Below are 11,101 nucleotides of genomic sequence, written 5' to 3'. Positions count from 1 at the left end.
TTTTTTGTTGTGCGCCAGGCATGGCGCGTAGCGCCTTGACGGGCGCTGTTCCGGTACAGGTGGTGCTGGCCGGATGACTTGGGGGTGCAAGTCCCCTGTGGACCCGGCAAGGGGAACCACTAGCCGGACGGCAAGGGTGTCCATCGTGAGATGGAATCTGAAGGAAGCCGCAGGCAAAGCACTGGCCTGACGAACAGAAATCGCATATGAGGCGGTCACACCGGGTAAGGCGTCAACTATCGTCAAAGCCCTGTACTTGCACGGAAGGTGTGGACGTAAATGCGGCGGGCATAAGTGTGAAGGTCACGCGTCTTACCCTGGGAAGTCTGGTTCTCTGCCGCTGTGCTACTCACTTCGCGAGAGGTGGGGATGGGGAGCCAGAACTCAGCCGAGGCCATAGTAGGTGCGTCACCGCGTACGGAAGGGCCGAACATGGTTGGCCGTTAGTAGGCGATGAGTTCTCGTAGTGTGCTTATGAAGACAGAAGCGACCCGGATGGGGCAGGGCATTCAGGAAGGCGCTGGACGGTATCCGGCAGAGACTGAAGTCCGTGTCGAGGCAGACGCGGGGGCTCACTCGTGGACGAACGCGGAGCCGAACACGCTGATGGAACAGGTGCTTGAGCGCCCGAACCTGATGCGTGCGTATCAGCGGGTGGTATCCAATAAGGGTGCCGCCGGTGTCGATCAGATGCCGGTGATGGCCCTGAAGGGCCACCTGCAACAGCATTGGCCAACGCTGCGCGAGCGGCTGTTGGCCGGAGACTACCATCCTCAACCGGTCCGCCGGGTCAGTATCCCCAAGCCGCAAGGCGGGGAGCGGACACTGGGTATCCCAACGGTGCAGGACCGCCTGATCCAACAAGCCCTTCACCAGGTGCTGAGCCCGACGCTGGAACCGACCTTCTCGGATCACAGCTATGGGTTCCGCCCCGGTCGAAGTGCCCACCAGGCGGTCAAGGCGATGCAGCAACACATCAACGACGGCCACCGCTGGGTGGTCGATCTGGATCTGGCCCAGTTCTTTGACCGGGTCAACCACGATGTGCTGATGAGCCTGCTGGCTTGTCGCATAGCCGACCGGCGGATACTCACCCTGATCCGGCGTTACCTGCAAGCCGGCATGCTCGAAGGAGGACTGGTAAGCCCGAGACGGGAAGGCACGCCGCAAGGCGGCCCCCTGTCGCCCTTGCTCTCTAACGTGCTCCTGACCGAACTGGATCGGGAGCTGGAGCGGCGGGGACACCGGTTCTGCCGCTATGCGGACGACTGCAACATTTACGTCAGCAGCAAAAGATCCGGCGAACGGGTGATGGCCAGTATTACCCACTTCCTGGAAACGCGCTTGCGCCTGAAGGTGAATACGGTGAAAAGCGCCGTGGACCGCCCCTGGCGTCGGAGCTTTCTGGGTTACAGCGTGAGCTGGCATAAACGTCAGGTCCGGTTGAGAGTCGCGCCCAAAAGCCTGAAGGCCTTCATGGCCAAGCTTCGCCCCCTGCTGAAACGGTCACGGGGACAGTCGTTGACGACCACCATCCGGAACCTGAACCCGGTGCTGAGAGGCTGGGCAAATTACTATCGCCTGACCGCCTCGAAGCGTTCGGTCGAAGCCCTGGATGGCTGGATAAGACGGCGGCTTCGCCTGATCCTGTGGCAGCAGTGGAAGCGGACCCGCACGCGGGCCCGCAACCTGGTACGGCTAGGCTTGACTGAGATAAGGGCTTGGAGGAGCGCGACCAATGGTCGTGGACCCTGGTGGAACAGTGGCGCGACTCATATGAACGCGGCCCTGCCTAAGAGGGTATTCGACCGTCTGTCTCTGGTAAGCTTGCTGGATACGATGACTCGGCTTCAGAGCCGACCATGAACCGCCGTGGTACGGAACCGTATGCCCGGTGGTGTGAGAGGACGGGGGAGGTAACTCCCCCTCCTACTCGATCGGGGAGGGTGAGACTTACTCTTCAAGTTCACCCATTCCGGTAATGTTGAAGCCGCCGTCCACGTACATGATCTCGCCGGTAATACCGGAGGACATATCAGAGCCGAGGAATGCAGCAGCATTACCCACTTCGTCGATGGTGACGTTTCGCCGCAGCGGCGCACGCCTGGCATTTTCGGCCAGCATCTTACGGAAGCTCTTGATGCCAGAGGCGGCCAGGGTCTTGATCGGACCCGCGGAAATGCCATTCACCCGAATGCCGTCCCGGCCCAGGCTGGCGGCCATGTAGCGAACGTTGGCTTCCAGGGAAGCCTTGGCCAGGCCCATCACATTGTAGTTCTGCAGAACCTTCTCGGCGCCGAGGTAGCTCAGGGTAATCAGCGAGCTGCCTTCATGCATCATGCCGCGGGCACCCTTGGCCAGCGCGACAAAGCTGTAGGAGCTGATATCGTGGGCAATGCGGAAGCCATCACGGGTGGTCACGTCGACGTAGTTGCCGTCCAGCTCGTGTCCAGGCGCATAGCCGACAGCATGCACAATGATGTCGATGTTGTCCCAGTGCTTGCCCAGCTCTTTGAAGACGTTTTCAATTTCTTCGTCGCTTGCGACATCGCAGGGGAAAGTCAGCTTGCTTCCCCACTGTTCGGCGAACTTCTCAACCCGTGGCTGAAGTTTTTCATTCTGGTAGGTAAACGCCAGTTCGGCACCCTCGCGGGCGAAGGCCTCGGCGATACCGTAAGCAATGGACAGTTTGCTGGCTACGCCAACGATCAGTGCTTTCTTGCCACTGAGGATTCCCATGGGTCGTTCTCCCTGTGTTCCTGATTTGCGAGCATTATCCCTGAGTGCTCTGGTCGGGGTAACGCTCAAATAGTCGTAGTTGGTTTCTGGTAAAAGAACGCGGCGTTCAGCAGTTCACGGGTGTACTCCGCCTGCGGTGCAGCGAAAATCCTGGCCGCGTCACCATATTCCACGATCCGGCCATGCTGCAGCACCAGTAGCTTATGGCTCAGGGCGCGTACTACAGCCAGGTCATGGCTGATAAAGATATAGCTTAGACCATAACGGGTCTGGATAGCCCTCAACAGCTCAATGACCTGTTTCTGCACGGTGCGGTCCAGGGCGGATGTGGGTTCGTCCAGAATGATCAGATCGGGCTGCAGCACCAGAGCCCGGGCGATGGCAATGCGTTGGCGCTGGCCGCCAGAGAATTCGTGTGGATAACGATGCCGTGCCTCCGGATCAAGGCCAACGTCGGTCAGGGCGCGAATCACTTTGCTGTCGTGTTCGGCTGCGTTTTCCGCGTCGTGGATCTCCAGCCCTTCGCGGACAATTTCGGCAATGGACATTCTGGGACTCAGGCTGCCAAACGGATCCTGAAAGACAATCTGCACGCGCCTTCGCCAGGGCCTGAAATCCTTCTGGTTAAGAAACGCCAGCTCCTCGCCCCCGAGGCGGATACTCCCGGTACTGGCGGTAAGCTTCAGCAGCGCATGGCCGATGGTGGTTTTGCCGCTGCCACTTTCCCCGACGATTCCGAGCGTTTCGCCCCGATTGAGCTGGAAATCGGCGCCCTGCACAGCGTGAAAGGATTCCTTCACCTTGCCCAGAAGGCTCTTTCGTATCGGGAAACGCACGTCCAGTCGCTCAACAGCCAGCAACGGTTCTGCACGTTTATCGAGGGGTAGGGGCGCCTCCGGGGGCTCGGCATCCAGAAGCTTTCGTGTATAGGGGTGTTGTGGGCTGGCAAACAGGGCATCGGTATCAGCCTCTTCCACGAGTTTGCCATGTTCCATGACAGCCACCCGGTCGGCGTACCGCCGAACGATGGTCAGGTCATGGGTAATCAGAAGAATGGCCATACCCAGTTTCTTCTGAAGGTCCCTGAGCAATTCGAGAACCTGTTTCTGGACGGTTACATCCAGTGCCGTCGTGGGTTCGTCCGCGATAAGGAGATCGGGTTCGTTGGCCAGGGCCATGGCGATCATCACCCGCTGCTTTTGCCCCCCCGAAAGTTGGTGGGGATAGGCGCCAAGCTTGCTTTCCGGGTTCTGTATCCCCACGAGTTGCAGCAGCTCCAGACAGCGCTGTTTTGCCTGTGGCCCGCGCATTCCCTTGTGCAGTTCCAGGGTTTCGCCAATCTGCTTTTCCACGGTATGTAGAGGATTAAGGGATGTCATGGGCTCCTGGAATATCATCCCGATCTCCCGGCCGCGGATCTGGCGCATGCGCTTCTCAGTGGCGGCCAGAAGATCTTCGTCACGGTACCGGATCTGCCCGCTGGGGTAGCTGGCGTGCCGCGCATCGAGGAGGCGCAGAATCGACAGTGCCGAAATGGATTTTCCGGAGCCGCTTTCGCCCACCAGTGCGAGGGTCTCGCCTTCACGGATTGCCAGTGACAGGGATTCGACGGCTGGAGGCCCGTGATCAAAACAGATGGAAAGATCGGAAATCTGAAGTAACTGGCTCATATCAGCTCTTCCTCGGATCGAAGGCATCGCGTACGGCTTCACCCACGAACACCAGCAAGGTGAGCATCAGCGACAGCGATACGAAGGCGGATATGCCCAGCCAGGGCGCATGCAGGTTGGCCTTGCCCTGGGCAATCAGTTCCCCCAACGAGGGTGAACCGGAGGGCAGACCAAAGCCCAGGAAATCCAGGGAGGTCAGGCCGGTAATTGCCCCCGTCAGAATGAACGGGAGGAAGGTCAGTGTGGCTACCATGGCATTGGGGAGTATATGCCGGAACATGATTTTGCGGTTGTCCAGACCCAGTGCACGGGCAGCTTTGACGTATTCGAAGTTACGGGCACGCAGGAATTCCGCACGGACCACATCCACCAGCCCCATCCAGCTGAACAGCAGCATGATGCCCAGCAGCCACCAGAAGTTTGGCTGCACAATGCTGGAGAGAATGATCAGCAGATACAGTACCGGCAAGCCGGACCAGACCTCGATAAAGCGCTGGCCCAGCAGATCAATTTTGCCGCCGTAAAAGCCCTGTATGGCGCCGACCACTACGCCGACAATGCAACTGGCGATGGTCAGGGTAAGGCCGAACAGAACCGAAATGCGGAAGCCATAGATCACCCGGGCTGCAACATCCCGGCCCTGATCGTCGGTCCCCAGCCAGTTCTCTGCACTCGGCGGCGCCGGTGACGGAACCTCGAGATCGTAATTGATGGTGTTGTAGCTGAACCGGATCGGTGGCCAGACCATCCACCCGTTGGCGCTTATCTCATCGGCGATAAAGGGATCGCGATAATCGGCTTCCGTGGGCAGGAAACCTCCAAAGGTTTCTTCCGGCACGGATTGGACCACCGGGAAGTAGAGGTCGCCTTTGTAGGACACGACCAGCGGTGAGTCGTTGGCAATGAGCTCGGCGACCAGTGACAGGCCGAACAGGGCGAGAAAGATCCACAAAGACCAGAAACCCCGACGGTTTTTCCGGAAGTTCCGCAGGCGCCGCTGTTGGATCGGAGTCAGAGACCGAAAACTCACGCACCCTCCCGGCTTTCAAAATCGATCCGCGGATCGACCAGGACGTAGGTAATGTCGCTGATCAGCTTCAGGATCAGGCCCATCAAGGTGAATATGTACAGGGTGCCGAAGATCACGGGATAGTCGCGGTTCAGGGCCGCCTCGAAGCCGAGCAGCCCGAGCCCGTCGAGGGAGAAGATCACTTCAATCAGCAGGGAGCCCGTAAAGAACAGAGCGACAAGGACGCCTGGCAGGCTGGCAATCACGATCAGCATGGCATTGCGGAATACGTGGCCATACAGCACTTCTTTCTGGTCCAGACCCTTGGCGCGGGCGGTTACCACGTACTGCTTTCCGATCTCATCCAGGAAGGAATTCTTGGTAAGCAGGGTCAGGGTGGCAAAACCGCCGATCACATTTGCGGTGACGGGCAACGCCAGGTGCCAGAAGTAATCCCCGATTTTCTGGTACCAGGTAAGCTCGTCGAAATTCGAAGAGGTCAGGCCCCGGAGCGGGAACCAGTCAAAATAACTGCCCCCGGCAAACAGCACGATGAGCAGTATCGCGAAGAGGAAGCCCGGAATGGCATAGCCCACCACAATGGCTGAGCTGGTCCAGACATCGAACCTGGAGCCGTCTGTAACGGCTTTCCGGATGCCCAGGGGGATGGAAATAAAATAGATGATCAGCGTCGACCACAGCCCCAGGGAGATCGAAACGGGCATTTTATCGATGATCAGGTCGATGACGCTTTTTTTCCGGAAGAAGGAGTCACCGAAGTTGAAGGTGGCGTAATCGCCAAGCATCTTGAAGAAGCGTTCGTGAGCAGGCTTGTCGAAGCCATACATGACTTCGATTTCTTTCAGAAGCTCATCGGGTATGCCGCGGGAGCCACGCGTGTCGCCGGAAGAGTCGGCTACCTCGCCACCGGTTCCACCACCGGAAGCCCGGGCCAGGGCGCTGCCGCCGTGGCCTTCCATCTCCGCGATAAGCTGCTCAACGGGACCACCGGGGGCCGCCTGCACAATGACAAAGTTGAGCAGCATGATTCCGATCAGCGTGGGGATGATCAGCGCCAGACGCCTGAGTATGTAGATGCCCATTTAGCGGCGTTTTCCTCAGGGCTTCGCCCACCAGTTGTCCAGATCAATGCCGTTTTTCGGCGTCTCGGCTGGACGTTGCAGATGGTTCCAGTAGGCGACACGGTCGCTTCTCAGGTGCCAGTGAGGAATCACATAATAGTGGTGCAGCAGAACCCGGTCCAAGGCGCGAACCCGGTAAACCAGTTCCTCTCGGTTTGGCGCCTGAATGACCATGTTCACAAGCTCGTCGATCACCGGATCGCTCACGCCCATGTAATTCCGTGAGCCTTTGGCATCCACGGTGGATGAATGCCAGTATTCCCGCTGTTCATTGCCCGGGGAATCCGATTGGCCGAACACCTGGGTGATCATATCGAAATCGAATTCCCGCAGGCGCTGGATGTACTGGTTGCTGTCCACGAGGCGTACGGTCACATCGATACCGAGACGGCCGAGGTTGTTCTTGAAAGGCAGAACCACCCGCTCGAAGCTTTTCTGGAACAGCAGGATTTCGAACGCCAGTGGTTCGCCGGTTTCGCCGTGTACCATCTTGCCATCGCGGATGATATACCCGGCGGACTTGAGCAGACCCAGAGCCGTCCTCAGATTCTCGCGGAGGCCCTGCTGGCCTTCGGTGGTGGGTGGCTGGTACTCCTCGGTAAACACATCATCGGGCAACTGATCCCGGTAAGGTTCGAGTATTTCCAGTTCACGGCCGGTGGGGAGACCCGAGGAAGCGAGATCGCTGTTTTCAAAGTAGCTGTCGGTACGGGTGTACTGGTCGAAGAAGAGGTTCTTGTTGGCCCACTGGAAGTCGAAACCATAGGCCAGCGCTTCACGAACCAGCGGGTCGGAAAACACCTTTCTGCGGGTGTTGAAGGCAAAACCCTGCATGCCTGAAGGCCGGTGATGTTCGATGGCTTCCTTGATGATCGTGCCGTCTTCGAACCGCTCCCCAGTGTAGGCTGTGGCCCAGTTCTTTGCAGAAGACTCCAACCGGAAATCGAAACTGCCGGCCTTGAAGCCCTCCAGCGCCACGGTGTCATCGGTGTAGTAGTCGTAGGTGATCTGATCGAAGTTGAAGCGGCCATTCCGGACGCCTAGATCCTGTGCCCAGTAATCGTCAACGCGTTCGTAAGTAATCGACCGGCCTGCTTCGAAGTCACCAATCCGGTAGGGGCCACTGCCCAACGGCGGGTTGAGGCCATTCTTGCCAAATTCTCGATCGGCCCAGTAGTGTTGGGGCAAAATGGGCATCTGGCCGAGGATCAGCGGAAGTTCCCGATTGCTGGTTTCCTTGAAGTCAAAACGTACTCGCTGAGGGCTTTCTATCGTGACTGTTTCGACGTCAGCGTAGTAGTTCCGGAAGAAGGGGTGCCCCTGGGTAGTAAGCGTGTCGAAGGAGAATTTCACATCCTCAGCGGTAATGGCTTCGCCATCGTGGAACCGCGCCTGTTCACGGATATTGAAAACCACATAGCTCCGGTCTTCGGGTGTCTCCAGGGATTCGGCAATCAGGCCGTAGGCCGAAAAGGGCTCATCGTCAGACGACTCAAGGAGTGTGTCATACAGATAGTTGCTGATGCCCGCGGCGGCAACACCCCGGATATCAAAAGGATTGAATGAGTCGAAGCCGTTGGCAACAACCGCCATTTTCAGGGTGCCGCCTTTCGGGGCTTCCGGATTCACGTAATCGAAGTGGCTGAACCCGGCGGGGTATTTGGTGTCCCCGTGCATGGCAATGCCATGGGCTGGCATTGCCTCGTCGGCGACGGAAAAGGGTGAGATAAGCGGTGTGGCAATAAGTGCCAGGGCTGATAAAAACGACGTAAGGGATGAGGCTTTCCGTGTTCTTGTCATAAGTCTCGCACGTCAGGGACTGTTTCGGATATCAACGTAGAGTACCAGACTTTGCCCGGGTTGCAGATAACGGGCGGTATTCAGATCGTTCCAGCTTGCGATGTCCCGCACATTCACGGAAAACCTGCTGGCAATCCGGGCAAGGGAGTCGCCTTTGCGCACCCGGTAGCCTACTTTCCGAACCATAGCCTTGCCACGGCCACTGTTGGCTGCCACAACCGTCGGCTGACTGGTTTTGGACCAGATGACCAGTTCCTTGCCGGGTATCAGCGGATCGCCCGGCGCCATACCGTTCCAGGCAGCAACTTCACGTACGGACACCCGGTGCTCGCGGGCAATGTCCCAGAAGGTGTCGCCCTTGCGCACCGTGTAACGAACCTTGTTACCGTCCCGCTTACGCTCCTGTTTGCGCTCAAGGCGCTGGGAGGCGCTCAGGGCGTAAGCATCGCTGCCCTTGGAAGCAAAGGGAATCATCAGGCGCTGGCCAATTCGTATCAGGTCGCTGTCCAGATTGTTGACCTGCTGCAGCACTGACGGCGTTGTGGAGAACTTGCGGGAGATCGAATTGAGACTGTCTCCGGATTTGACTTCGTAGTTGCGCCAGGACACCCGTTGATTGGCTGGAATTTCAGCCAGGGCGGCACGGAACGTCTCCGCATTCCCAACCGGAACGAGCAACCGGTGAGGTCCATCCGGCGAAGTTGCCCAGCGATTGTAGGAGGGGTTCAGGAGGTAGATCTCGTCGACATCTACTCCGGCCAGTTCTGCCGCCTGGGCAAGGTCGAGCTGGGAGCCGGTATCAACAACTTCGAAGTAGGGTTCGTCTTTCAGCGATGGCAGTTCGATGCCATAGGCCTCGGGATTGTCGAATATTTTCGCCAGAGCAATCAGTTTGGGGACGTAGTGTCTGGTCTCCCGGGGCAGGTGAAGAGACCAGAAGTCTGTCGGCTTGTTGGCGTTCCGGTTGCGGCGCATGGCGCTGGAAACCGTGCCGCCGCCGCTGTTGTAGGCGGCAAGGGCGAGCGTGTGGTCGCCATCAAACCGGTTTGCGAGGCGCTCGAGATAGGTCAGGGCAGCGTCGGTTGCGGCGATGACGTCACGACGGTCATCGTGCCACCAGCTCTGTGTCAGGCCAAAGTATTTGCCCGTGGAGGGAATGAATTGCCAGAGACCGGCCGCGCGCCCATGGGAGTAGGCAAACGGATCGAACGCGCTTTCAACAACGGGGAGCAGAGCATATTCGGCAGGCAAGCCCCGCTTTTCGGTCTCGTTGACGATATAGTGAAGGTAGCGACTGCCGCGTTCCACAACCCGGTCAATGTAGCCGGGATGTCGGGCATACCAGTTCAACTGGTCCCGAACTCGTTCATTGTCGATATCGTGATCCAGAACAAATCCTGAGCGCAGTCTTGCCCACAGATCTTGCTCAACTGCCTCCGCCTCAACGGTTTTCTGAACCGGATTGTCGAGCTTCTCCCGGGCATCCCTGGCAGCATCCTTCAATTCCGGAGCAATAGCTTCGTCCAGCGGCTCGTCGCGGGCAGCGTCACGGTTTTCTCCGGTCTCGACAGCTTTCTTGAGCCCTTCATCGCCCGCGGCGACCGTAACTTCCTGTGTGTTCAGCGGGCTTTGCTCTCCCTGGCTGATCAGGCTGGTGCAGCCACTCGCGAGGGCTCCGGCGAAAAACAAAAACGACAATCGTCTGGCCGACATAACAGCATCCGGGTTCAGGTTGAGGCCGGATTCAGCATCTGAAACTCCGGCATATTGAACAATTTACGGTCACAATTTTGAAATGATTCTATGGGACCGATTAAAAAGGGGTCAAGAAACCTCTCGTTACGGCTCTGAGAGGATTTGTTAAGTGCGTATCACCAGGCGTCAGAAATTATCCTTGCCGTGGCGAATGGCCGCAAAAATGGCATTCTCGGAATCGGCGGGCAGGCCGCGGCTTGAGCAATAGGCCCGTGCCGAGTCCACTACCGCCGGATCATCCCACCGCAGAAACGGATTGAGCCGTTTCTCGTTCTCGAGGATTGAAGGAACCGTCGGTTTTCCTGCATCGCGGGCGGCCTGACATTCCTGCTCGAACGTCCGGAGACCTTCGTCTTCCGGCAACCAGCTGCGGGCAAAGCGCAGGTTCGCGAGGGTGTACTCGTGGGCGCAGTAAACGGCGGTCTTGCCAGGCAGCGCCCGGAGGGTCTGAAGAGACTGACGCATCTGCTCCGGTGAGCCCTCGAACAGACGTCCGCATCCGCAGACAAAAAGGGTATCGCCACAGAAGAGAACCGGCCGACCATTTACCTCGACGTCGGTGAAGTAGGCAATATGATCGAGAGTATGGCCGGGAACGCCCAGGACCTGGAAGGTGATATCTTCCCAGATCACCTCGTCACCGGGATGAACCAGGTTGGTACTGCCTTTGTAGGGCGAATCCGCGGGGCCCGTTACCCTGCAATCCGGAAAACGGGAGAGCAATTCTTTGACACCGCCGACATGGTCCGGATGATGGTGGGTCACCAGAATGGTATCCAGGGTCAGTCCGTTCTCGGCCAGATGGTCCAGGACCGGTTGGGCCTGGCCCGGGTCCACGATCAGCGCCTTGTCGCTGGCGGTGTCGGAAAGGCACCAGATATAGTTGTCACTGAAGGCGGGTATGGCGGAAATGGTCAGCATAGGGCCCCACATGTGCTTATCGAATGTGACTGATATGATAGAGCATTAAATACAAGGCCCCAACC

Annotated in this window: 8 protein-coding genes; 1 reads left to right on the top strand and 7 read right to left on the bottom strand. The window is 58.2% G+C overall.

Going from position 1 to position 11,101, the window contains the following annotated elements; all coding sequences use genetic code 11:
• The first annotated feature begins 474 nt into the window (after positions 1-474).
• The gene (gene ltrA, locus AC13DD_RS05055; RefSeq protein WP_127401912.1) at positions 475-1,866 is read left to right on the top strand and encodes a group II intron reverse transcriptase/maturase; all 1,392 of its coding nucleotides are present in this window, start codon (positions 475-477) and stop codon (positions 1,864-1,866) included.
• Between the two features lie 87 nt (positions 1,867-1,953).
• Here the strand turns inward: ltrA and AC13DD_RS05050 are convergent, their stop codons facing one another.
• From AC13DD_RS05050 to gloB, 7 genes are all read right to left on the bottom strand, one after another.
• Positions 1,954-2,739 (bottom strand): enoyl-ACP reductase FabI, encoded by a 786-nt coding sequence (locus tag AC13DD_RS05050; protein WP_008171720.1) that lies wholly within the window; start codon positions 2,737-2,739, stop codon positions 1,954-1,956.
• A 65-nt stretch (positions 2,740-2,804) separates the two neighbouring features.
• Positions 2,805-4,409 carry an ABC transporter ATP-binding protein gene (locus AC13DD_RS05045; RefSeq protein ID WP_482930929.1) on the bottom strand — a complete coding sequence of 535 codons (1,605 nt, stop codon included), beginning with the start codon at positions 4,407-4,409 and terminating at the stop codon, positions 2,805-2,807.
• 1 nt (position 4,410) lies between these two features.
• Positions 4,411-5,439 (bottom strand): ABC transporter permease, encoded by a 1,029-nt coding sequence (locus tag AC13DD_RS05040; protein WP_008171717.1) that lies wholly within the window; start codon positions 5,437-5,439, stop codon positions 4,411-4,413.
• The gene (locus AC13DD_RS05035; RefSeq protein WP_482930928.1) at positions 5,436-6,521 is read right to left on the bottom strand and encodes a microcin C ABC transporter permease YejB; all 1,086 of its coding nucleotides are present in this window, start codon (positions 6,519-6,521) and stop codon (positions 5,436-5,438) included. Before AC13DD_RS05035 ends, AC13DD_RS05040 begins: the two co-directional genes overlap by 4 nt.
• A gap of 15 nt (positions 6,522-6,536) precedes the next feature.
• Positions 6,537-8,360 (bottom strand): extracellular solute-binding protein, encoded by a 1,824-nt coding sequence (locus AC13DD_RS05030; protein WP_482930927.1) that lies wholly within the window; start codon positions 8,358-8,360, stop codon positions 6,537-6,539.
• A gap of 12 nt (positions 8,361-8,372) precedes the next feature.
• The gene (locus AC13DD_RS05025) at positions 8,373-10,073 is read right to left on the bottom strand and encodes a LysM peptidoglycan-binding domain-containing protein (RefSeq protein WP_482930926.1); all 1,701 of its coding nucleotides are present in this window, start codon (positions 10,071-10,073) and stop codon (positions 8,373-8,375) included.
• 168 nt (positions 10,074-10,241) lie between these two features.
• Positions 10,242-11,036: a hydroxyacylglutathione hydrolase gene (gene gloB, locus AC13DD_RS05020; RefSeq protein ID WP_482930925.1), complete on the bottom strand. Its 795-nt coding sequence runs from the start codon at positions 11,034-11,036 to the stop codon at positions 10,242-10,244.
• Positions 11,037-11,101 lie beyond the last annotated feature (65 nt).

The sequence above is a fragment of the Marinobacter sp. L-13 genome (genome assembly GCF_056857715.1).
The sequence above is the reverse complement of the archived record's forward strand: the minus strand, read 5'-3'. Positions and strand labels throughout refer to the sequence as shown.

Excerpts from the sequence above, each read along its gene's own strand:
- ltrA (WP_127401912.1), top strand. The coding sequence starts at position 475 with ATGAAGACAGAAGCGACCCGGATGGGGCAGGGCATTCAGGAAGGCGCT.
- AC13DD_RS05050 (WP_008171720.1), bottom strand. The coding sequence starts at position 2,739 with ATGGGAATCCTCAGTGGCAAGAAAGCACTGATCGTTGGCGTAGCCAGC.
- AC13DD_RS05045 (WP_482930929.1), bottom strand. The coding sequence starts at position 4,409 with ATGAGCCAGTTACTTCAGATTTCCGATCTTTCCATCTGTTTTGATCAC.
- AC13DD_RS05035 (WP_482930928.1), bottom strand. The coding sequence starts at position 6,521 with ATGGGCATCTACATACTCAGGCGTCTGGCGCTGATCATCCCCACGCTG.
- AC13DD_RS05030 (WP_482930927.1), bottom strand. The coding sequence starts at position 8,360 with ATGACAAGAACACGGAAAGCCTCATCCCTTACGTCGTTTTTATCAGCC.
- AC13DD_RS05025 (WP_482930926.1), bottom strand. The coding sequence starts at position 10,073 with ATGTCGGCCAGACGATTGTCGTTTTTGTTTTTCGCCGGAGCCCTCGCG.
- gloB (WP_482930925.1), bottom strand. The coding sequence starts at position 11,036 with ATGCTGACCATTTCCGCCATACCCGCCTTCAGTGACAACTATATCTGG.